This window comes from [Mycoplasma] cavipharyngis, from assembly GCF_042984175.1.
Lineage (GTDB): Bacteria > Bacillota_I > Bacilli_A > Mycoplasmatales > Mycoplasmoidaceae > Mycoplasma_N > Mycoplasma_N cavipharyngis.
Window position 1 is genome coordinate 1 of record NZ_CP155569.1, and the last position, 25,107, is coordinate 25,107.

Below are 25,107 nucleotides of genomic sequence, written 5' to 3' on the forward strand. Positions count from 1 at the left end.
AAGCAATCATCATTGATTAATATGAATATTTATAAAAAAGATAAAATTTGAGAATTAATTTTAGAAGAATTAAGTCATCAAATTGATAATAACATTTATTTAAAAAATTTTATTAATTGTAAAATCGATTTTAATGAAAAAAAAGGTTTAACAATTTATGGTTCAAAAATTAATATTGCCTTACTAAAAAATGATTTTTATTCGCAATTAAGTGCAGCAGCAGAAAAAGTCTTAAATACTAAAACTAAAATTGATTTTGTCATTATTAAACCAATTGATCATCATGGTGAAATTAGTCCTGAGTTACTAACTAAACAAGAAGAGTTAGGAATTGCTAGTTTTGATCTTGAAGAAGTTAATAAACCAGAAATCGTTTTTGATCAAATGTTAGAAAAAGACTTTTATCAATATGATAATTTCATTATTCATGAAGGTAATAAGTTTGCTGTTGAAATTGGACGAGGTTTTATTGACAATCTTAGTAACAAACTAATTAAAATTTGTTTTTTTTATGGTGGAATTGGAGTTGGTAAAACTCATTTTGCTTTTTCACTAATTAACTATGCTAAAAAAATTTTTAAAAACAGTAAAAAGATTTTATATTTTGATAGTTTTAAACTAACTTTAGAATATAACAACTTACTAAAAAACAAAGATTTTGATTTTCAAACTTTTATTGATAAATATTCTAAATGTGATTTACTAATTATTGATGATTTACAAAAATTTCAAGAATTAATTAAAGTTAATACTATTTTGTTTAACTTAATTGAATATATGTCAAAAAATGATAAAAAAATTATTTTCTTCTCTTCTGAACGAGTTCAAGATTTAGTTGGTTTTGATGAAGCATTAAGATCAAGAATTTTATCAGGCAGACAATGTGAAATTAAAAAACCAAATCCTGATGCAATTAAAATTCTAATTAAAAGTTATATTGATAAAGTTGCACCAAACTTAAAAATTACTGATGGTGCAATTAACTACTTAGCATTTTTATTAGGTAAAGACATTCGAGTTGTTTTTGGTCATCTATCAACTTTATTGTTTTATTTAGTTACAGGTAAGCAACTGATTATGGTTGATAGTAAAACAGTTGAAACAGTAATTGAGCAAACAGGAATTATTGGTACGATTCCTAAAAATGGTATTGATAATGAATATAATTACATTCAACGAATTTGTGAAAAACTAAATGTTAATCTTGAAGAAATTTTAAGTCCATCACGTAAACAAGATATTGTTAATAATCGTAATATTATTGCTTATATTCTCAAAACTGAAATGAAGTATAGTTTAGCTAAAATTGGTAAAATTTTACAAAGAGATCATAGTACAATTAGAAACTCATTAAACCAAATTAAATTGGAATTTAAAAATAATAAACATTTTAAAGACTATATTAAAAGTATTACTCCCTCAATTAATTCAACTGATAACTAAAAATTTGAATTAGTTATTCACAAATTACTCCTACTTTTGTGGATAATTACTCTTTGGGAAAACTTATTTGACAATAATTAAATTATTATTTATATATTTATTTTAATTATTTATTATATTTATTTTCTTAAATTATAAATAGATATTTAAAACCTAATCTTAAAAATCTTCTTATACAATTAATCTTATTAAGTAATAAATTAATAAAAGAATAAATAATATCACTATATGGGTCGTAGATGAAAGAGAAGATTAAGAAGAAGAAGAAAACCAAGATCACCAGAAGAAGTTTTATTATTAATAGTTAGTACTGGGATTGCAATTATTATTGCTATTATTGTTACTATTGCAATAAAATAAAACTTAATAACGATATCAAAATTAGCATTAGTAAATAAATTTATATCAGATATAATTACTAAATTACTTTATCTTAAAACCTTAAGATATTTTATTAATAAGAGTTTATTTTAATTATTAGCATGAAATTAAAAATCTCACTAAAAAACTTTAAAAAAATTAAAAATATTGCTAATATCTCAATTTCTAATTATTGGTTTAGAAGAGAGAGTGAAGGCGTTTTAATTATTTGTGAAAATAAGTATTTATCAGTATATGCTTCAGATAGTTTAATGAATGTTAAGTTTCGTATTCCTGAAGATAAAGATTCACTTCAGATTATTCAAGAAGGTAAAATTTTTATTGACGCTAAAATTTTAATTAATCTAATCGAACACTTAACAGATGATTATGTTGAGATTTTTAAAACTGAAAGTGATAATTTTCAACTAAATTGTGGTTCATATAATTGTAGTTTATCTTCATACAACCAACCTAACTTTAAGTTTGAAGATTTTGATACAACTAATTATCAAAAAATCGATTTTGAAAAAAGTTTTTTAAAAGAAATTTATTTACGCTTTAAAGACTTTGTTAAACAAAACAATGAAAACTATACAAGCAACGTTAATAACAGCATTATTGCAATTAATTTTAAGAACGTTGATAAACAATTAAAAATTTTAAGTACTGATGCTTATAGTGTTGTTTATGGTTGTTTTGCTCATGATAGTCTTGATTTTGAATTTAACATTATTCCATCAGTAATTAATAAAATTTTACGATTAGTTAATGAAAATGAGCAAATAATCGAATTTTATTTAAACAAAAATAACTTAATTATTAAAAAAGATGATGTTTGTATTAAATCACGTTTAATTGATGAAACATATCCATCAATTATTCATTGGTTTGAAAAAGAATATGATCGTAAAATCGTTGTTAATAAAAATAACTTAATTGATGCAATTGATCGTAGCTCACTTTTAAGTGATAGTTTACCAAAAATTATTTGTTGTGAAATTGCTGGAAACAAATTGATTATTGAAAATAAGGGTAGTCAACGCGGTTCATCTAAAGAAGAAATTATTGTTAAAAATATTACTAAAAAGAATATTTCAATTTCTTTTGATTCACAAAAACTAAAAGCCTTATTACGTAATATTGATTCTGAAAGTGTGATTTTAGCACTAACTGAACCAACTCAACCAACAATTATTAAGCCACTTAATACTGATTGTCCCTATCAAGAAATCATTTTACCAACAAGAAACCACCATCAATAATTAGTATATTTAACTGAACAACTTAATATAAGTTAGTAACTAAATTAATAATGTGATATAATAACTTAATTACTATCTTCTTAAATTTATTAAATTTAAGAAATTAGTAATAACTTATCAAAATAAGATTTAATATAAGTTTAGTTTATCTATCTTTCAGTTAAGTTTGTTATGAATCGCACGACGACCGCCAAAATTGGCTTTTTTACTTTATTTGCAATGTTTGTTGGATCTGTTATTGGAATTGGGATCTTTCTAAAAAACGGTTCTGTCTTTAAGTCTTCAGAATTTAATCCAACATCAATTCTTTTAGCCTGAATTATTTCTACTTTAATTTGTTTAGTTACAGCTCTTAGTTATGCTGAAATCGGCTTATCCTCATTTTCGCGTTTGGGCCTTGGGCGCTGATCAGAAAAATATGGTGGTAAAGGCTTAGGTTATTTTGTTAAGTTTAACTTACCAATTTTCTACTATGGCTTACTACTACCAGGAATTTCATATTATTCAGCAGAAATGTTATTATTAAACTTTACTGCTGTTAATGGTGGCATTTTAAAAGATGGTTTAGGTCAGTATTCAACAGTTAGTTTAGTTGTTTTCTTAGGAACAGCACTATACCTAATTTTTTTAATTCTTAACTATATTTCTTTGAAATTATCAGGACACTTTCAAAAATTTAGTTTAGTTGTTAAATTTATTCCATTAATTGCCGTGGTTATTTTTGGAGTTGTTTTTGGTGCAATTTCACCAAAAAGCAGTTTATTCTTTATTGAAAACAATCCTTCAGCAAATCCTAATATTGCAATAAAACCATTTAACTTTAATGCTGTTATTATTGGCTTACCTGGAATTTTATTTGCTTTTGATTCATTTTTAAACTTTGGCCCACTTGTGCCTAGCATGGAAAACCCAAGAAAAAAACTACCAATTTTAATTACTGTTTCAATTGTGACAATTGGTGCTGTTTATATTCTAATTACTATTGCCCAAATTTTAGTTCATGAAGGAATTTCTTGAAACGTTTTCAATCCTACTTTATTACAAGAAGCTTTTGGTGTTAGCAAATCTACTGCAGAAAGTATTTCTGGAGGAATTACTCAAGCCTTTTTTGCGCTAATTTTAATTTCTGTATTAGGAGTATTAAACGGTTTTGCTGCATCAAGCATTAAACTATTTGCTGGAACAGTTGCTGAACAGAAAATTGTTGGTACTACTTGGTTATTAGAAAAAGCTAGAGGAAATGAAGATTTAGCAGGATTATACTTACAACTAATTATTTCGATTTTCTGATCATTAGTTTATATTGCTGTTATTTATGGCTTTAATAGTGATGTTTATATTGATGGACTAACAAATGCGCCAACTTTATTCTTCTTTTTAATTTATGGTTTATTACCATTATTATCAGCAGTAGAAAAAATTAAGTTACGAGTTAAAAAAGATCGTAGATTTTGGATTCATATTACTTTCTGTATTATCTCTTTTTTAGGTTGTTGGTTAATTGTTTTCTATCAAACATTTTATGTTTTCATTATTAGTGCTCTTAAAAATTCTAACCAAACAGTTCAACAAGCTTTAGGTTGAGGTGGATTTGCTGATCTAACACCAACATCACCAGCTAATTATGAATCAGTTGCTTATGTTTTCATTGGTTTAGGCGTTGTGTTCTTGTTTTTACCATTATTAAACAAATTAATTATGGCAATTGTTAAATGACATTCTGATCGTGGTGATAGTGATGAAGCAATTTTTAAAGTTGAAGCACATAAAGAATTTAAAACTAACTATCCTAAACGTAGTTTTTCTAATCCAAACATTTCCAAACAAATTCGTCAGAACTTAAACTATGGTCTATCTAGTTTTGAAGAATTTATTCATAATAAAAGAAAATAATTAAACCTAAAAGTTAATTGATTATTTTTAATATTAACCACCTTTTAAGTAAGCAGTTGAAGGTGGTTTTTATTATGCCATCAAACAAAAAAAGAAAAATTGAATTTATGCAAGAAGTTATTGTTAAAACAAGTTATATTAAATTATCACAACTACTAAAATTAGTAGGCATAATTAGTTCTGGTCATCAAGCCAAACAGTATTTACTAAAAGAAAAAGTAATGATTAATAATCAAATTAGAACTGAACGTGGTGCCAAAATTTATCCTAATGACATTGTAATAATCAATAATCAAAAATTTATTATTAAACAAGGTTAAATTAATCGTTTTTTAGCAACAATTATAACCAAAAAATCACTTATTTTTTAGTTAAAAAATTCTGCTTTATTTTCGACTCATTTTTAAGTCAAAAATAGGGCTAAAAATAAGGGGTCAAAACTGCATTTTATTAAGGTATAGAAAGGATTTAATGATATAATTAGAACTAAGAAAAATATCATTTTTATTGAGTTAAAAAATTAGTAAATTTTTGGATTATTTAGACTAAATAAAAGCTATAAAAATTTTGTTAATTTTTTTCCAAATAATTGTTGCAATTTTTACTGCATTTTTTTTCTTCAAAAAGTGATATTTTTCATAATAAATTAATGAATCAATAATTAATGATATTGATTATTGATTAAATTAATTAGTAAAAAAATTAAGGTAATTTCATTAAATCAATAATGAGTGAAAATAATAAACAAAATTTATCTAATCCAAAAGATAAATATGATCATAGTGCGATTCGTGTTCTTAAAGGCTTAGAAGGGATTCGCATTCGTCCAGGAATGTATATTGGTGATACAGGAGAAAATGGTTTACACCATTTAATATGAGAAGCGATTGATAATGCTGTTGATGAAGCATCCCATGGTTATGGAAAGGAAATTGTTGTTCGACTTAAAGCTAATAAAGTTGTTTCAGTAACTGATTATGGTCGTGGTATTCCTGTTGATATTCATCCTGATACTAATATTTCAACATTAGAAACAGTTCTAACAACAGTCCATTCTGGTGGGAAGTTTAATAATAACACTTACACCCATTCTGGTGGAACTAATGGGGTTGGAATCACTTGTGTTAATGCTCTTTCAGAATGGCTTGAAGTAAATGTTTATCGTGATGGGAAAAAATACCAAGCGATTTTTACTGATGGTGGTAAAATCAAGCAAGCAACAAAAGTAATTAGTGAAGACATTGGTTCAAGAACAGGAACAGAAATTAGTTGAAAAATTGATGATACTATTTTTGATCCTGAAACTAAATATAATTCTGATGATATTAGCAATCGTTTAAAAGATTTGGCCTATTTAAATCCAGGAATTAAATTTGTTTTAATTCAAGAAGAAATTAACAAAGAAAACGCTTGAGAATCAGAAAATGGTATTGTTGATTGAATTAAAGAAATTAATAGTACTACTGATCGTCAAGGCTTGAATGGTGTTCCAATTATTTCTGGATCATCTACTTCAGCAATTAATAACTTAAAAGTTAATTTTGCCTTTCAGTATGTTAAAAATCTTGATCCAAAAATTGATGATTTTTCTAACAACATTGCTTTTTCTAACAACATTCATAACAAAAACGGTGGCGCGCACATTAAAGGATTTAAAAACGGATTATCTAAAGTAGTGAAAAAATGAATGTTAGATGATAAATTAATTAAAAACAGTAATGAAATTAAACAAGAAGATGTTACTAGTCCACTAATAGCAATTATTTCAGTTTATTCTTCTGATCGTAATTACAAAAACCAAACTAAAGATGAATGACCTTCACCAAAAAGTATTAAACCAATTGAATATATTGTTGCTGAACAATTTGAACGTTATTTATTAGAAAACCCCCAACAACGAAAATTAATTTTTGAAAGAATTATTGAGCAACGTAACTGAAGGCTAAAACTTGATCGCGATAAAGAAACCCAACGTAAAACATTATTAGATTCATTTAGTTCCCTACCTGGAAAACTAGCAGATTGTTCTACTAAAGACCCAAGTATTTCTGAACTTTATATTGTCGAAGGTGATTCTGCTGGTGGATCAGCCAAAAGCGGTCGTGAACGTGAGTTTCAAGCAATTTTACCCTTAAAAGGAAAAATTTTAAATACTGAAAAAAAGAGTGATACTAGCAGTTTTTCAAATAATGAAGAAATTAAAAGTTTAATTAATGCGATTGGTTGTCAGTATAGTGATAGTTTTAACTTAAAAAAACTCCGTTATAACAAAATTATCATTATGACTGATGCTGATGTTGATGGCTTACACATTCGCATTTTATTACTAACTTTCTTTTATCGTAACATGAGACAATTAATTGATGCTGGTCATGTTTATATTGCTCAACCACCACTGTTTCGAATTAGTTACACTAAGAAAAATTTGTATTTAGCAACAGAAGAATTATTAGAAGAATATAAAAACAAGCATCAAAATGAACGATATGAAGTTAGTCGTTTTAAAGGATTAGGTGAAATGTCACCAGAACAGTTGTGAGAAACAACAATGGATCCAAAAAACCGCACACTTTTAAAAGTAAATATTGCCGATGCAATTAATGCTGATCAAATGTTCTCTGCACTCATGGGAACTGATACTAAACCAAGAAAAGAATTTATTTTAAAAAACGATAAAGAAATTAAAGATTTAGATATCTAATTACAAATAATGAATAACAAAAATAACAAACAAAATAAAATTGATAATATTGCTGCATCATTAAGTTTGTCAAAAATTAATCCAGTTGAAATTACTGAAGAATTAAGTCGTTCGTTTCTAACTTATTCAATGTCAGTAATTACTTCAAGAGCTTTACCTGAAGTTCGTGATGGTTTAAAACCAGTTCATCGTCGCATTTTATATACAGCTTTTGTTGAAAAATTAACTAGTGATAAACGTTTTCGTAAATCAGCAAACTTAGTTGGGATGGTAATGGGGTTTTATCACCCTCATGGTGATGGTTCAATTTATCAAGCTTTAGTTCGTTTAGCCCAAAATTTTTCAATGCGCTATCCCTTAATTGAAGGGCAAGGTAATTTTGGTTCGATTGATGGTGATGCTGCTGCTGCAATGCGTTATACTGAATCACGACTTTCAAAAATTGGTGAATTATTTTTAGAAGGAATTGATGAAGATACTGTTGATTTTATTGATAATTATGATGGCACTAGAAAAGAACCAACAGTTTTACCAACAGTTGTTCCTAATATTCTAATTAATGGGATTCAAGGGATTGCTGTAGGAATGGCTTCAAATATTCCCCCACACAACTTAATTGAAGTTTGTAATGGTGCTCAAGCCTTATTAAAAAACCCTAATATTACTAGTAGTGAACTAAACCAATACATTTTAGGTCCTGATTTTCCAACAGGTGGTGAGATTCATAATGTTGATGGGATTGAAAACTATTTTGCTACTGGACGTGGTAGTTTTAAAAACCGTTCTAAAACCCATTTTGAAAAAATTAATAATCACAATTGTATTGTTGTCACTGAAATTCCTTACATTATAACTAAAGAGAGTTTAATTAAACGAATTGTTAGTTTAGCAAGACCTAAAGCTAATGAACCAATTGTTGAAGGAATTAAAGATAAAATCGATGACATTAATGATGAATCAAGTAATCGTGATGGCATTAGATTAATTATTAAACTAAAAAAAGATGCTAATCCTGATTTGGTTTTAAATGCCTTATACCGTCACAGTCCCTTACAGTGTAATTTTTCAGTTAATTTAACTGTCATTGTTGATCAAAAACCAAAAGTATTGGGCATTAAAGCAGTTTTAGAATTATATTTAAAACACCAGTATCAAGTATTAGTGCGCAAAACTAATTTTAATTTAACTAAATTTAAAAAACGCATGCACATTCTTGAAGGTAGAAAAGTTGTTGCTGATCATATGAATGATATTATTAAAATCATTCAAGAATCTGATCATGTTGAAATTGATTTAACTAATCTTTATCAGTTATCAAAAGAACAAATTAAAGATATTCTAGATTTACCTTTAAAAAATTTGCAAAAAATCGAACGACAAAAATTATTAGAAAATATTGCTGAATTACAACAAAACATTATTGATCACCAATTGATTTTAGACTCACATGAAAAACAAACAGAAATTATTAATGAGAAAATTGAAACAATTAAAAATAAATATGGTGATCCAAGAAAAACAGTGATTTATCACAATTCCACAGGCAGAATTGATAATCTAACTTTAATTCCTAATACTCCAGTTGTGATTACTTTATCTGATAAGGGTTTTCTAAAACGTACTACAATTGATGATTATCGCACTACTAATCGTGGTGGAGTTGGTGTTAGAGCTAATGCGATGTATTCAGAAGACTTCATTAAAATGGTTTTAGTTGCTAATGCTCATGATCAATTATTCTTTTTTAGTACTAAGGGAAAAGTTTATACTGCTCCAGTGCATAAGATTGAAAAAACTGAACGAGTTGCTAAAGGAAAAACTGTTAAAGAACTTTTTAAATCATTAGAAGATAATGAAAAAATTGCAACTGTTTTAGTCAATCAGTCAAACTTAAATCCTGAAACTAGTTATTTAGTATTTGCAACTAAAAAAGGAATTGTTAAAAAAACTAGTTTAGCTCATTTTATTAAAATTAATAGTAATGGTAAAAAAGCGATTACTCTTAATGAGGATGATGAATTATTATTCGTCTTTTTTGCAACTGATCAAGATGATATTTTATTAGCATCATCACAAAACCGCATGAACCGTTTTGCAGCGAAAAACTTACGCGCGTATGGCCGAACTGCTATGGGAGTACGTGGTATTAACTTAGCAGCAAATGATCAGTTAATTTCAGCATCTTCAACTCAAAGTGGTCATTTAGTATTATCAATTAGTGAAAATGGCATTGGTAAATTATCTGAAGTTAAAGATTTTAGATTAACTAAGCGAAACTCTAAAGGTTTAATTGCCCAAAAATCGAACGAAAAAGCGGGTAAAATGATTATGTGCTTAATTGTTCATGGTAATGAAGACTTATTTTTAATTACTGATAAAGGTTATACTAACCGTTTTAATATTAGTAGTTTAAAAGTTCAAGCACGAAATACGACTGGAGTTAAACTATTAAACATGGAAAAATTAAATGATCAAAAAATTGTTTATGCAACTAAATATTTTGATCCTGAAAACCAAAAAAACCAATCTGAAATTGAAGTGAATGCTAGTGATGTTAATAAAGAAACTAATCATGATTTAGAACAAAATGATCAAATAGGAAATGATGATTTTGATAATGATCATAATTTTTAGAAAAAAACTTATTTAAAAATAATTTATGCAGATTTCTAATTTATTATCAAAAAACTTAATCTTTTTTAATCAAAGCTTTAGTTCAAAAGCAGCAGCATTAAAATTTTTAAGTCAAAAATTAGTTGCTTTTAAGTATGCAAGTTCACAACAGAAAGTATATGATCTTTTTAGTGAACGTGAAACTATAGCAACAACTGGTGTTGGTGATGGGATTGCTATTCCCCATCTGCGTGATCCAGTAATGTTAAAAAGCACTATTGCTTTTATTAAAGTTAAACCATTAGACTGAAAATCTTTAGATCAAAAACCAGTTCAGTATATTTTTGCAATTGCCATGTCAAAAGCAGAAGGTGAAAGTTCTCATTTAACTGTTCTTGCTAATTTATCAAAATTATTAATTAATCAAAAATTTATTAATGATTTAAATCAAGTTAGTAATGCCAATCAATTAATTAACTTATTTAATCATTATGAAAACTTAGTTGCAACTAAAACTAACGATCTTATAACTAATGATGCTAATTATGATGTTGTAGCAATTACAGCATGTCCAACAGGCATTGCTCATACTTTTATGGCTGCAGAACAATTAGAAAAAGCAGCTAAAGCATTAAAAGTTAAAATTAAAGTTGAGTGTCAAGGAACTGAAGGTGCTAAAAATGTTTTAAGTGCACAAGAAATTAATCATGCTCAAGGTGTGATTTTAGCAATTGATCGCGCTGTTGCTACTGAACGATTTGCTTCATCTAATAATGTAATTGAAACTACAACTTCAAAAGCAATTGCTAAACCAACTGAATTAATTAAAGCAGTATTAGATCAAAAAGGAAGCAAACTAAAAAACATTACTAGTGATAGTGTTCAAGCAACTAACTTTAGTCAAGAAGGTACACTTTCTTTTAATGGTTTTTTCAAAAAAGGTTATCGTTCGATTCTTACAGGTGTTTCTTATATGCTACCATTTGTTGTTTTTGGTGGCATTATGATTGCTTTAGCGTTTTTAATTGATATTCTTTCACACTATACAGGAGTAATCAACTTAAATACAATTGGGTTTAATCAATTAGGTGGAGCGACTGCTACAGCAAAATGATTTGGTACAATTGGTCATCTTGGGTTTGATTTAATTGTGCCAATATTAGCAGCATATATCTGTTTTGCTATGGTTGGAAAAATGGGTTTATTAGTTGGTTTTGTTGTTGGTTTTATGGCAACAGGTAAGAGTAATAGTTTATTAAATTTAATTAACTTAAACCGAGTTGTTGTTAATATTGGTAATCAACCAATTAATATTATTGATGTTAATTCAGGTTTTTTTGGTGCAATTATTGGTGCGTTTATTGCTGCAGCAATTTTAATCGCTCTAAACAAATATTTATTCAAATATATTCCCCAATCATTAAGTGGGATTAAAACAATTTTAATCATTCCCTTAATTGGTACAATTTTAGTTGCTACTGTTTTCTGATTTATTAACATTCCCTTACAGTTTTTAAATTTAGGTTTTACTCACGTTTTAAACTTTTTAGAATCAAGACCTTATATTGCTTGATTACTTGGTTTAACTTTAGGGGCAATGATGGCGTTTGATTTAGGTGGTCCAGTTAATAAAGCAGCATATGTTTTTGGAACAACAACTTTAAGTACAGCATTAGCTAGTCAATTAAATAGTGATGGACCAAGTGGTTCAGTAGCAATGGCAGCAGTGATGATTTCAGGTATGATTCCTCCATTAGGGATTGCTCTATCAACTTTAGTTGGTAAAAAATATTGAACAGTTGAAGATCGTAGTTCAGCAATTTCCAACTGAATTTTTGGTCTAAGTTTTATTTCAGAAGGTGCAATTCCTTTTACTGCTAAATATCCTAAAATTCTTGTTCCTGCTAATGTCATTGCAGGAGCACTAACAGGATTAATTTCAGTCTTATTTGGTTTAAGTGTCCAAGCACCACATGGTGGCATTTTCGTCTTTTTATTATTTAATTCTAATTTAGTTGTTTCAAAAGGCGCTAGTTTAGGTTTAGGAATTGCCTTATTCATTTTAACTTTAATTATTGGCACAATCATTCATGCTGGATTTTTACAATTATTTTTCATTTTGAATGATCAAAAAGATAAAAACCGTGCTTTAATTAAATTAAACCAAATGACTAAACTACTAATTACTAAAACTAATAATTTGAAAAAAATTAAAGATCGTTTTAAAAAATAAGTCTTATTTAAATAATGATCTATACTATTACGTTTGCTCCAGCAATTGATTATTGGATTGAAATTAATGATTTTCAATTAAATCAAGTTAATCGTTTTCAAAATGCTAATTTATATCCTGGTGGTAAAGGAATTAATGCTGCAATTATTTTAAAACGACATCAAATTAAAACTACTGCAATTAGTTTTTTTAACCAACAATCTTTAGAATTAATTAATCATTTTTTAGTTCAAGAAGACTTAGTTTTAGAAAACATTGCAACTGAACCATTAACTCGAATTAATGTTAAGTGTTATAGTACTAATAATTACTTTGAATTAAATGGTGCTAAACCTGAAATTAATCATGATCATTTAGAACAATTATTTAGTTTATTAAATAAAATTCAACCTCATGATTTAGTGATGATTATGGGCAAGGTTGATCATTGCATTGTTTTAAGTGTTTTAGAATTTTTAGCTCAAAAAAAGATTGCTTTTATTATTGATACTGATTCAACTAATAATCATCAATATTTGCAATATCAGCCATTAGTAATTAAACCAAACTTATTTGAACTTAAAACAAATTATCATTTTAAAATTGATAATCAAAATGATTTATATCATGCAATGAGTTTATTACAACAACAAGGTGCAAAATACGTAATTGTTTCTCAAGGTGAAAACGGTTCAGTTTTATTAGATCATTTAGGTAATTTTTATCAAGTAACAATTAATTGCAACAATTTAAAAGTAGCATCAGCAACTGGTGCAGGTGATAGTTTAATTGCCCTTTTTAGTGCTTTAGTACATCAAGGAATTAATGTAATTGATGCTTTTGTTTATGCTAATGCTGCAGCAGTTGGCACAGTAAGTCAAAGTTGATTAGGTAATCAAGTATTAACTGAAAAATATTTAGCAGCAGTTAAGATTAAATTAATCAATTGCAAATCTTAATGCAAAATCTTAATGATAAACATAAATATTGATTAAAATACTACTAGTATTAATTTTTATGGTTTAATCATTAATGATTTTTTGGGATCATAGCTCAGTCGGTTAGAGCACGCTCCTTATAAGGGCGAGGTCATGGGTTCAAGCCCCATTGATCCTACCATTTATATTTTTAATCAACAATCTAAATAAATTAAAAAACTATTGCATATTTTTCATAAAAATGTTTGCAATAGTTTTATTTTTTTAATAATTTATTTTTTAATAGAAATTAAAAACAACTTTATTCATTAGTTTCATGATTAAATTGTTCAACAAGAGTTTTATCATTTAAAACTAAACCTTGAATTCTTGTGAAAAATTTTAAGGCTTCACGAATCCCTTGCACACCATAACCTGAACTTTTAATTCCTAAAAAAGGTAAAATATCAGGTCCACGACTTGAAGCACGATTAACATTAACAGTTCCAGTATCAAATTTATGAGCTAATGCTACTGCTTGATGATAATCTTGAGTAAAAATCGATCCTTGTAAACCATATTCTGATTGATTAATTAAACTAATAGCTTGATCAATGTTATGATAACGAATAATTGGTAGAATTGGTGCAAATGGTTCAGTTCAAGCAAGATCCATTTCTTGAGTGACATAATCTAATAAAACTGGACTAACTAAATGATTTTTAATTGTTAGTGGTGCACTTAAGTTTTTAGCACCTTTACTAATAGCATCATCATAAAGTTGCTTAATCAATTGCACAGAAGATGCTTCAACTAAAGGAGTAATATTACTATTATCCTTTGCTGATCCAACAACTAATTTTGCTACTTCTTTAACTAATTCAGGTACTAATGTTTTTGCTTTTTGATCACTAACAAAAACCCGCTTAATTGCAGTACATCTTTGTCCTGAAAAGTTGTATGCACCTTTAACAATTTCTTTAGCAGTAGCAAGATCATCAGCATCATCTAAAACTAATGCTGCATCTTTACCACCTAATTCTAGAACATAAGGTTTCATCATCATTTTAGCAGCAATTTTTTTTCCTGTTTCAGTTCCTCCAGTAAATGAAACAATTTGCACAGCTGGATGTTCAACTAAATAATCACCGATTTCTGAACCTTTACCAGTAACATAATTAAAAACACCAGGGGGTAGTTTTTTACCATCAACCACTAAATCAGCAAATAGTTGTGCTACATAGGCGCCAACTAATGATCCTTGACTAGCAGATTTGTGAACAATCGTATTACCAACAATTAATGCTGGAGCAATTTTTGCCATCATTAAATTAACAGGATAATTAAATGGTGAAATTGTTAGTGCTACACCATAAGGTTTGCGAAAATAAGTTGCTACTTTTTCTTTAGGCATACTAACTTCAGTAGCATGACTGAAAACTTCTGGTGTTTCAACTAGTTCTAAATAAGCATGAACAGTTTCAGTAATATAATCAACTGTTCTTAAAACTTCAGTTTCAGCCTCTTTAAAACTTTTAGCAATTTCTTGAACCATTAAATCAGCAATAACTTTAGCATGTTCTTTTAAACTAGCAGCAAAATTGAGTAAAAATTGCGCTCGTTTTTGATGATCAAATTGACTTCAAACTAAAAAAGCATCACTAGCAGCCTTATATGCTTGATCAATTTGGGTTTTTGATAAAGCAGGAAAAGTACCAATTAGTGCTTGATTTTCTGGATTATATACTTTTACTTTTTGCTCACTATTAACAAATTGACCATTAATATAGGCAGAAAAATCTTTCATAAAAAATTCCTTTTAACAAGATAAATAATTAAAATTATAAAATAAAATTATAAAATAGTATTAAATATAATTAAGATTATATTTAAGATAAACTGATCATAATCCTACTTTGATCAGTTTAGTTATTAATTTTTGCTTGCTTATTATTAAGATCTATAAGATAAGATTAATTCATGAATCATAGTTTAATTATTCATTCTCAAAAAATTTGACAATTAATTAGTGAAGCTAAAATAATTGTCATTTTTCATCATATTAGACCTGATGGTGATTGTTTAGGAGCACAATTTGGTTTAAAAAAAGTTATTGAAACTAATTTTCCTGACAAAATCGTTTATTGTCTTGGTGATAGTAAAAACTTATTTCCTTTTCTTGATTTTCAAATGGATTCAATTGATGATATTCCCATTGAAGCAATTAATGATCATTCTTTAGCGATTGTTGTTGATGCTAGTAATGCTAATCGAATTGAATTTGGTGATTTTTTAGTTAATGCTAATTTCACTAAAAGAATTAGAATTGATCATCATCCTAATGATCATGATGTTAATTATGATTATGCTTTTATTGATTCAAGTTATGTTGCTTGCTGTCAGCAAATTTTAGCATTAGTTCAAGCAAGCAACTTAGTAGTTAATCGATCAATTGCTAATTATTTATATTTAGGAATTAACACTGATTCAGGGGGGTTTAATTACAACCAATTAGATCAGAAATTTTATGAACTAATTGCTTGATTGTTTGAACAGACTGAATTTGATTTTTTTTATATTAATAAAAACTTGAAAATGAAAACAGTTAGTGAACTAAAATATGCAGCAGAAGTTTTAACTCATTTTAAAAAGGAAAATCGTGTTTGCTCTTATATTGTCACTGAACAAGTTTTAAATAAATTTAATTTAACTGATGCGGTTGCTAGTGCAGTTAATTTAATTGCTAATGTTGATGATAGTTTAATTTGATTATTTTTAATTGAAATTGACAATAACCAATATCGTTGTCGATTAAGATCAAATCAGATTAAAGTTAATCAAATTGCTATTCAATTTAATGGTGGAGGTCATGATTGAGCAGCAGGAGCAACAATTAATCGCTCAGATCAAGCAAAATTATTTCAAGTAATTAATGAGGCAATTAATCATTATGTCCAAATATCATAAACCAAATGAAATAATTATTTTTAAACAAATTGCACAACTAATCACCACTCATGATAACATTTTTATTTTTCACCACCACTATCCTGATGGTGATTGTTTAGGAGCACAATTTGGTTTATTACACTTAATTAAGACGAACTTTGCTAATAAAAATGTTTTTGCTGTTGGTGATCATGAAAACTTATATCCTTTTTTAACTAAAACTAATACTAATACTGATTTAAAAACAATTGATCAGCAATTTTTTAATAACTCTTTAGCAATTGTTGTTGATTCAGATAACATTAGTCGAATTAAATTAGCAGAATATTTATTTCAACCAAATCATTTTACAACATTACTAAGAATTGATCACCATAAAACTAAAGCAAACATTAAATATGATTTTGAATGGGTTGATCATACTTATAGTGCTGTTTGTGAACAAATCACTTGAATGGCTAAACAACTTAACTGAAAAATTAATTTAATTGGTGCACAATTTCTTTATTTAGGAATTTATACTGATTCAGGTTGTATGTCATTTGAAAAAACTAATGGTCGTACTTTTCAAACAGTTGCTTGATTATGTCAGCAAGGATTGCAAACTGATAAAATTAATGCATTATTAAACCATCAAAAAGAAAACTTATTACGCTTTTATGCTTTTGTTTGATCAAACTTTAAAATTGAAGCCCAGTTTGCTTATTGTTATATTAGCTTAGCAACAATTGAAAATTATCGTTTAAACATTGTTGAATCAAATGATGCTAATTTAATTGGCAACATTGAAGGAACAAAAATTTGGGCCTTTTTTATTGAACTAGATCAAACAAGAGTCCGAATTCGATTACGTTCTAATTCCATTAGTGTAGAAAATGCTTTAGCAAAATTTAATTCTTATGGTGGTCATCACTATTCAACTGCAGGAATTTTTGATAAATCTTTAGTTCCTAAATTAATTGAACACTTAAAAAATTTTAGTCTTAATGAACAATAAAGCCCTTTTTTATCAACTAGCAGAAACAATCTCTGAACATGATCAAATTGTTATTTTTCACCACACTCGACCTGATGGTGATTGTTTAGGAGCACAATTTGGTTTATTACATTTAATTAAAGATAATTTTCCTAACAAACAAGTTTTAGTTTTTGGTAATCATTATGATCATTATTCTTTTTTTAACTGAAAGTTTGATCAAGTTGAACAAGTTAGTGATTTTAGTCAGTATTTAGCAATTGTTGTTGATGTTAATAGTCATCAACGAATTGAATATGGTGATTTATTTTTAAAACACACTTTTAAAAAAATCATTCGTTTTGATCATCATGATAGTAGTTCTAACTTAAAAATCGATCTTGAAATTGATGATCCAAGTTATGGAGCAACTTGTGAATTATTAACTGATTTTGCTTTAAGTGTTAATTGGAACATTTCTGAACAAACAGCAACCTTTTTATATTTAGGAATTGTTACTGATACTGGTAATTTTTGTTTTAGTGCAGCATCAATAAGAACGTTTGCAATGGCTTATCAATTAATTAAAAATAATGCTAATAAAAACTGAATTTATCAAAACTTAAAACAACGTTCATTACATGATTTGCAAATCCAAAGCGAGATTATTAATAATGTTAAATGTGAAGATCGTATCATTTACTATTATATGGATTTAGCAACCCAGAAAAAACTAGGAATTAATTCACCCCTAAAAGCTAATTTAGTTCATCTTTTAAATAATATTGAGTCATATCAAATTTGAATTTATTTTACTCAAGAAAATTTAAACCAAATTCGTTGTGAATTTCGTTCGAATCAATTTAATGTTAAACAACTAGCAGAAAAATGAAACGGTGGAGGTCATATTTATGCTTCAGGTTGCATGATTGACACTAGTGATAAAATTGCTTTAATTGTTGCTGATGCTAAAAAAATTATTAACAACCAGTTTTAAAATTACTTAAATAAACCTTCTTTTTGATTGCACTAATTGATCATGTTCAGTACTTAAGTTTTTAATTCATTTAATTTTATGTCTTAAATAAATATAAAACCATCATTTAACTACATCTGAAGCAAAAAAGATTAAGTATGCTAAAGGTAAGTTTGCTCTAATTGCTGGTGCAATTGGTAAAATGGCATAAACTAAAATTGCTAATCAACCTAATTGCATTAAATTAGTTACCATATTAGCAATTGAAACAATATTATTTCTACCCCCTGAACCAATAATTCTTAAATTAGTTAGTAATAACATTCAAACAGGGTTATATAAAACTGCTACAAAAATGGTATATTGTAAAGTAGTTAAATAATACTGACCAGCTTCATGAGCAACTTGATTAACATTAGATAATTTATTTTTTTGATTAAGAATGACATTTTCTTCAACTCCTGAAGCAAACCCAGGCAGATGAACAAAACCAACAATTAAGATCATTGTTAATAATGATAGCATTAAAGCAGTTAAAAAATTAATTCCTAAAACTTTTTTAGCATTAGCTAGTGCTAATTCAACTTGATTATTAGCAATTTTTGTGCCAATAAAAAAGTTAATATTACCATTAATTGCTTGAAAACTTGAAGTCATTAAATTAGTAATTGCTAATGTTAAACTTAAAACAGCAGGACCTGTAATTAAATAATTAGGATCACCTAATGTTGCAAAGCCATCATTTCAAATTGAAGAACGAAAAACAACTAAATTAATTGCTAGTGAATAAATTAAAATGCCAATTAATCTTTTATTAAATTGAATTAAAATTGCTTGACTAAACTTTCAAAAAGTAAAATAGTTAATAACAAGATAATGATTAATTTTAGTCATTACAGCTACATTTAAAATTAAAGCAACAACTCGTGAAATAATTGAAGCATATGCAGTGCCAACTGCACCATATTTTGTAGCATAAACAAAAATTAAATTAAAACTAACATTAGTTAATAAAGTAATTAAGGTATTAAAAAATGAAGCTTTAGCATAAGCAACTTCACGTAACAAATTACCTGAATTATAAGTAAAAGCTAATAAAATTCAAGTAATGGCAATAATTCGTAAATAAGTAATCGTTTGTTCAGGTGCTTTATCATTATCATGTGAAAAAACTTCAAGAAATGGTTGGGGAATAATTCAAGCCACTAAAGCAAAAATAATGGCAATTAATAATGAAAAACTAATCCGAAAATTAACAACTTCAATTACTTGCTGATATTTCTTTGCGCCATAAAACTGACCTACTAGAGCAGAACCAAAAATACCAATACCAATAAAAAAACTGGACACCACAGCCGTTCAAGAATTAGCATATCCTAATGAAGCAACAGCATTAGGAATAGAAGTTACCATGAAATTATCAATAAAAGAATTTAATGCAAAAAAGACTGCACCAAAAACAATTGGTAAAGTTTTAGCTAAATATAATTTTCACTCTTGCTGATCAGTAGGAAAATATTTTTGAATTTGTTTGAAAATGTACATGGAATCACACTATAATAAAAAATACATGCTTTTTTAGGGGCATGTATTATTTTCTATTTATTAGTTTTTATATAACTGTTATAAAACAGAATAATTTTTTAACCCAATTTGTTTTCAGCTATTGCTTGTTTTAAAGATTCAAAAGCTAATGCTTCATCTTCACCATCAACAACTAATTCAACAACAGCACCAGTTTTAGCGCCTAATGCCATTAAGTTCATTACTGATTTAACATTAGCCTTTTTCTCACCAACAACTAATTCAATTTTTGATTCAAATCTTGTTGCTACAGCAACTAATTTAGTTGCAGGACGAGCATGTAGACCAATTGGATCTGAAATTGTAAACTTGTACTTTAACATATGTTCCTTAAATTAATTTTTAAAAATTGCTTGTTATTTTGTTTTTAATCTCTTGATTGTCACTAATCATTTTTTTGATCTTATAAAAAATCTAAAAATTAATTGAATAATGATTCAATCCTAATAAAAATTATAATCAATTAGTAGAATTAAAAAACGATTTTTCCTAATTTAAGAAAAACAATTTTTCAATTATCTGATTAATTAATAATGATTAACCTCTTAAATTCAACACTTTAATTAAATCACGATAGGCATTAATATTTTTGCTCTTTAAATAATTTAATAGCCTGCGTCTTTGAGCAACTAATTTAAACAAACCACGTTTAGAAGAATAATCTTTTTTATTATTTTTTAAATGTTCAGTTAAATATTTAATACGCTCAGTTAGTAGTGCTACTTGAACTTGCACTGAACCAGTATTAGTAGTTGAACCACCAAAAATCGTAATTAATTCGGTCTTTTTTTCTTTAGTAATTGCCATTTGTAATATAAGCAACCTTTCATCTATCAATTGATTAATTAGTAATTTAACCTAAAAATAATTAGTGAAAGGTCTAATCATAATTAAGTTAAAAAAGAAACTAAAAAATTATAACTTATTTTATTTGTTCTGTACTAAAAACTTTTTGAATTAATTCTTTTTTATTTTCTTCTCAAACTGGTAATTGACGGGTTTTATGCAACTTTGATTGCTCATTTTTTTTAGTTCACGTACTTAATAAATTAGTTTTTTTATTAATTAATTTGCTTCAAGAACGACTTTGAAAATTAATTACTTTTAAGTTTTTATCTGATAATAGTTCTAAATTAAATTTAGAATAATCAACGTGATTTTTATAAGCTAAAAAATAATCACTAATTGGATTAGTTGGTTGGTGTGATCATAAATAATCATTTTCATTTAACCACTGAATTCATTTTGATTGGTTTGGTAAAATAATTTGTGGTTCTTGATCATCACGATCATGATCTTTTAATAAGTTTTCTAATGATTCTTTTGAAGTTGCTGTTAAATAAACATATTTGTATAATTCTGGATCATAACAATTAACTCCAAGATACAAACAATTTTTTCTAGGATTAATTTTAAGTGTTTTAGCAATTTTAAATAAAGCATTAACCCGTTTAGCATTTTTAGGAGTAATGTATAAGTGCTGATCTGAAACAAAAATATCAGATTCAACAATTAAATTCATTTTTGATAAAAAATCATTTTTAATTTCAATCATTTTCTCTTGATTAGCTTCAGGAAAAATAATTTCTACTCCACTAACTTCTAGTGCATCAATCGCATTTAAAAAATCATTTCATTTTTGATAAAAAACAACTAATTTAATTCCTTCATTAAAAGTTTTATTTGTGAAATATTTACTAACTCAATTATTTAATTCATAAGAAATTTTCTGACCCTTAACATCATTAATAACAACATATAAATCACGTAATGTAGCAATATGAGCAATCGTTTTGACATCATCAATGGCAAACTTAATTTTAAACATTTGTGAATCTGCTGCAATATTGTAAATAATTGCTCCTGAATTAGCAATTAAATAACCACTACGTAAATTTAGTTTTTTAATTTCTTTAACAGAATCAACTAAATTTTCATTAGTCATAATAATTAAATTTTGTTCGCCACTAATTCGTTGTAATAAGTGTTTCATGTTATTTCGAGTATCAAGATCATATTCGAAATTATGAAAAAAATCAACGTCAATGACAATTAATTTAGAGTCAAAAATCATATTTTTTATTCAATTTTAGTTTTTGGTTTTTGATTTAAACTAGTTAGTTTAACAATGAAATCATCCAAACTAATTTTAACTGTTTTTTCATTACCATATTGACGAAAATTAATTTGTGATAAATAATTAGCTTCTTGATCACCAATAACAATTTGATAAGGAATTTTTTGCAATTGTGCACTACGAATTTTTTTGCTTAAACGCTCATTAGTATCATCAATTACTGCTCGAATTTGTTTTTGTTGTAATTGAGCTTTTAATTCTAATGCTGCAGTTAAATGTTTTTGATGATTCACAGGCAAAATAATTACTTGTTTTGGTGCTAATCAAAAAGGTAAAACCCCTTTGTATTGCTCTAATAACAAAGCAAAAAAACGTTCTAAAGTACCAATAATGCCAATATGAATTAAAATGGGTGTTTTAGCATCACCATTTTCATCAATGTAAGTTAAATTAAATTTTTTAGGTAATAAAAAATCTAATTGAATTGTTGCAATCGTAATTAATTTCTTACTAATTGTTCGCATTTGAAAATCAATTTTAGGACCATAAAATGCTGCTTCACCAACTACAGGATGATAATTAATTCCTAAACGTTCTAAAGCTTGTTTTAATTGACTTTCAGATTGTTGTCACATGATTGGATCATCAATAAATTTGATCTTATCATTAGGATCATGTAAAGCTAGATCAATTTGATCAAAACTAATTTTAAAACCACTAGCTGCAGTTTTAATCATACTATAAGCAGTATTAATTAAATCATTAATTTGGTTTTTGGCAATAAAAGCATGATTGTCAATAATTTCCATACAACGAACCCGTTCTAAACCAGTTAATCCTCCAGAGTGTTCATAACGGTGTAACACAGCATTTTCACCATAAATTTTGGGCAACATTTTATATGATCATAAGTTTTTTTGAAATAAAACGATATGGTGTGGACAAGTCATTGGTCTTAAAATATAAGCCTTATTTTCAAGCACAATTGGTGGAAAAATATTTTCTTGATAATGATCTCAATGACCTGAAGTTTGATAAAGTTCTTGTGAGCCTAAAATTGGTGTTGTTACTAAATCAACTTGATGAGCCATTTGAATTTCATTAACAAATTGTTTAATTAAATTTCTTGTAATATTACCATCTTCTAATCACATTGGTAATCCTGCACCAATAATTGGATCAAAACTAAATAGGTTTAAATCTGATCCTAATTTCCGATGATCATACATTTTTAAATCTTCTAAAATTTGTAAATGATTAACAAGATCATCAGGATGATCAAAAGCAACACCATAAATTCTTGTTAAACTAGCTTGATTACTATCATTGCGCCAGTAAGCAGCAGAAATTTTTAATAATTCAAAAGCTTTAATTTCTGCAGTATTTTTAATATGACCACCCTTACATAAATCAAAAAAATTCGATCCAGTATAAACAACTTGTAAATCTTCTTGATCTAAACTATTAATGATTTCTGTTTTATAAGGATTATTTTGATAAAAAGTTAACAATTCTTTTTTTGATTTTAATTGCTCACTAAATGGTAGTTTTTGATTAATAATTTGTTGCATTACTTTTTTGATTTTTTTAAAATCTTTACTTGAAACAACTTCATTACCAAAATCAACATCATAATAAAACCCTTCAGCAATAGCAGGACCAATTGCTAGTTTAGCATTAGGATAAAGTTGTAATAATGCTTGAGCTAATACATGAGCAGCACTATGATTAATTTCATATTTAATTTCAGGAAAATGGTTCATAAAAATAACAGATTGATTTTTTAATTAAAAATTCATTTGTTGATAAGTTCGCGGGAATGGCAAAGCGTCTTTAATATTTTCAGTTCCTGTAACATACATCACTAAACGATCAAAACCTAAACCAAAACCAGCTGATCGATAATAACCATATTTTCTTAAATCTAAATATCATTGTAATGATTCAATTGGAATGTTTAGTTCTTGACAGCGTTTTTTTAGAACATCATAACGATATTCTCGTTCAGACCCACCGACTAATTCACCAACACCAGGAACTAGTAAATCAGTTGCAGCAACAGTAATTTGATCATCATTAACTTTCATATAAAAAGCTTTTAAGGATTTAGGATAGTTATAAATGAAAACAGGGCCTTTAATTACTTTTTCACACAAATAACGTTCGTGTTCAGTTTTTAGATCCATACCAAATTCAATTCGTGATTCTTCAAACTTAACTAAGTTGGCTTTAATATCATTTTTAAGCACATCAATTGCTTGCTGATAACTCATACTAGCAAATTTTTGATGCAGAATCCGATTTAAATTATTAATTAAATCTGGTTTTTGGTTTGCTTTAGCTAAATAATTTAGTTCAGGCTTACAATTAACTAAAATGTGTGATAATAAATGTTTCACTAAACATTCAATTAAAACAAAATTATCTTCTAAAGTAGCAAAACTAACTTCAGGTTCTAACATTCAAAATTCAGCTGCATGACGACTAGTAAAAGATTTTTCAGCTCTAAAAGTTGGACCAAAAGTATAAACTCGTTTAAATCCTAAAGCATATGCTTCAGCATGTAATTGTCCTGAAACTGATAAATGTCCTGGTTTTTTAAAAAACTCTTGGTTGTGATCAACTGGTTTAATTTGAAACGTTTCACCAGCACCTTCACAATCAATTCCAGTAAAAATTGGCGCATGAAGTCACATAAAATTTAGTTTACTAAAAAACTCATTAATAGCAACACACAATTGGTTTCTTACTAATTGAATTGCTTGATAAAACTTAGTACGATGACGCACATGAGCAATTGAGCGTAAAAATTCAACAGTTTGTTCTTTTTTTTGAATTGGAAAATTGTGACAAGAAGCTAATAAAACAACTTCTTTAGCAACTAGTTCATATGGTTGAGCAGCATTTGGTGTTTTCTTAAAATTACCACTAATTCTAACTGCAGCACCAAGTTCTAGTTTTAGTGCATCATTAAATCCTAGTGTATCATGTTCTTTATAAACTACTTGTAAGTCTTCAAGACATGAACCATCATTAATGTTTAAAAAGCCTAATGATTTACCACTTTTACGATTATGATTAACTCAACCAACAACGTTAATGAATTCTAATTTATCTTGTTGTTCTCTAAGATCTTTAATATCAATAATTTGCATAATTAAT

General features: G+C 27.2%; 19 protein-coding genes and 1 tRNA gene. 13 read left to right on the forward strand and 7 right to left on the reverse strand.

The window, feature by feature from the left end; all coding sequences use genetic code 4:
* The first annotated feature begins 21 nt into the window (after positions 1-21).
* From MCAV_RS00005 to MCAV_RS00050, 10 genes are all read left to right on the forward strand, one after another.
* Entirely contained in the window at positions 22-1,443 is a 1,422-nt protein-coding gene (locus MCAV_RS00005; protein ID WP_391591848.1) for a DnaA ATPase domain-containing protein, read from the forward strand.
* A gap of 228 nt (positions 1,444-1,671) precedes the next feature.
* A complete protein-coding gene (locus tag MCAV_RS00010) occupies positions 1,672-1,803 on the forward strand; it encodes a hypothetical protein (protein ID WP_391591849.1) in 132 nt (43 codons plus the stop codon).
* A 122-nt stretch (positions 1,804-1,925) separates the two neighbouring features.
* Entirely contained in the window at positions 1,926-3,068 is a 1,143-nt protein-coding gene (locus MCAV_RS00015) for a hypothetical protein (protein WP_391591850.1), read from the forward strand.
* 171 nt (positions 3,069-3,239) lie between these two features.
* Entirely contained in the window at positions 3,240-4,961 is a 1,722-nt protein-coding gene (locus MCAV_RS00020; RefSeq protein WP_391591851.1) for an APC family permease, read from the forward strand.
* A gap of 74 nt (positions 4,962-5,035) precedes the next feature.
* Complete coding sequence (locus MCAV_RS00025) at positions 5,036-5,281, forward strand: RNA-binding S4 domain-containing protein (RefSeq protein WP_391591852.1); 246 nt, start codon at positions 5,036-5,038, stop codon at positions 5,279-5,281.
* A gap of 407 nt (positions 5,282-5,688) precedes the next feature.
* Complete coding sequence (locus MCAV_RS00030) at positions 5,689-7,662, forward strand: type IIA DNA topoisomerase subunit B (RefSeq protein WP_391591853.1); 1,974 nt, start codon at positions 5,689-5,691, stop codon at positions 7,660-7,662.
* 9 nt (positions 7,663-7,671) lie between these two features.
* A complete protein-coding gene (gyrA, locus tag MCAV_RS00035; RefSeq protein ID WP_391591854.1) occupies positions 7,672-10,296 on the forward strand; it encodes a DNA gyrase subunit A in 2,625 nt (874 codons plus the stop codon).
* Between the two features lie 25 nt (positions 10,297-10,321).
* Entirely contained in the window at positions 10,322-12,508 is a 2,187-nt protein-coding gene (locus MCAV_RS00040) for a fructose-specific PTS transporter subunit EIIC (RefSeq protein WP_391591855.1), read from the forward strand.
* Between the two features lie 14 nt (positions 12,509-12,522).
* Positions 12,523-13,446, forward strand: coding sequence for a PfkB family carbohydrate kinase (locus MCAV_RS00045; protein ID WP_391591856.1), 924 nt, complete (start codon positions 12,523-12,525; stop codon positions 13,444-13,446).
* A gap of 83 nt (positions 13,447-13,529) precedes the next feature.
* Positions 13,530-13,606: transfer RNA gene (locus MCAV_RS00050), tRNA-Ile, on the forward strand.
* 120 nt (positions 13,607-13,726) lie between these two features.
* Here the strand turns inward: MCAV_RS00050 and MCAV_RS00055 are convergent.
* Positions 13,727-15,211: an aldehyde dehydrogenase family protein gene (locus MCAV_RS00055; protein ID WP_391591857.1), complete on the reverse strand. Its 1,485-nt coding sequence runs from the start codon at positions 15,209-15,211 to the stop codon at positions 13,727-13,729.
* A 173-nt stretch (positions 15,212-15,384) separates the two neighbouring features.
* On the opposite strand from MCAV_RS00055, the gene MCAV_RS00060 reads away from it, so the two are divergent.
* The 3 genes from MCAV_RS00060 to MCAV_RS00070 are packed head-to-tail and all read left to right on the forward strand — an operon-like array spanning position 15,385 to position 18,305.
* Positions 15,385-16,371 (forward strand): bifunctional oligoribonuclease/PAP phosphatase NrnA, encoded by a 987-nt coding sequence (locus MCAV_RS00060; RefSeq protein WP_391591858.1) that lies wholly within the window; start codon positions 15,385-15,387, stop codon positions 16,369-16,371.
* Positions 16,355-17,350, forward strand: a complete 996-nt coding sequence (locus MCAV_RS00065; protein WP_391591859.1) for a bifunctional oligoribonuclease/PAP phosphatase NrnA — start codon at positions 16,355-16,357, stop codon at positions 17,348-17,350. Before MCAV_RS00060 ends, MCAV_RS00065 begins: the two co-directional genes overlap by 17 nt.
* Positions 17,340-18,305, forward strand: coding sequence for a bifunctional oligoribonuclease/PAP phosphatase NrnA (locus tag MCAV_RS00070; RefSeq protein ID WP_391591860.1), 966 nt, complete (start codon positions 17,340-17,342; stop codon positions 18,303-18,305). The genes MCAV_RS00065 and MCAV_RS00070 overlap by 11 nt, the downstream gene beginning before the upstream one ends.
* A 6-nt stretch (positions 18,306-18,311) precedes the next feature.
* Here MCAV_RS00070 and MCAV_RS00075 read toward each other — a convergent pair whose 3' ends face one another.
* The 6 genes from MCAV_RS00075 to asnS form a co-directional block, all read right to left on the reverse strand.
* Positions 18,312-19,829: an MATE family efflux transporter gene (locus MCAV_RS00075; protein WP_391591861.1), complete on the reverse strand. Its 1,518-nt coding sequence runs from the start codon at positions 19,827-19,829 to the stop codon at positions 18,312-18,314.
* 98 nt (positions 19,830-19,927) lie between these two features.
* Positions 19,928-20,191: an HPr family phosphocarrier protein gene (locus MCAV_RS00080; protein WP_391591862.1), complete on the reverse strand. Its 264-nt coding sequence runs from the start codon at positions 20,189-20,191 to the stop codon at positions 19,928-19,930.
* Positions 20,192-20,405: 214 nt separating this feature from the next.
* Complete coding sequence (gene rpsO, locus MCAV_RS00085) at positions 20,406-20,675, reverse strand: 30S ribosomal protein S15 (protein WP_391591863.1); 270 nt, start codon at positions 20,673-20,675, stop codon at positions 20,406-20,408.
* Positions 20,676-20,790: 115 nt separating this feature from the next.
* Positions 20,791-21,942 carry a hypothetical protein gene (locus MCAV_RS00090; protein ID WP_391591864.1) on the reverse strand — a complete coding sequence of 384 codons (1,152 nt, stop codon included), beginning with the start codon at positions 21,940-21,942 and terminating at the stop codon, positions 20,791-20,793.
* A gap of 5 nt (positions 21,943-21,947) precedes the next feature.
* Positions 21,948-23,708 carry a threonine--tRNA ligase gene (gene thrS / locus MCAV_RS00095; protein ID WP_391591865.1) on the reverse strand — a complete coding sequence of 587 codons (1,761 nt, stop codon included), beginning with the start codon at positions 23,706-23,708 and terminating at the stop codon, positions 21,948-21,950.
* 24 nt (positions 23,709-23,732) lie between these two features.
* Positions 23,733-25,100: an asparagine--tRNA ligase gene (gene asnS / locus MCAV_RS00100; protein ID WP_391591866.1), complete on the reverse strand. Its 1,368-nt coding sequence runs from the start codon at positions 25,098-25,100 to the stop codon at positions 23,733-23,735.
* Positions 25,101-25,107: the final 7 nt, after the last annotated feature.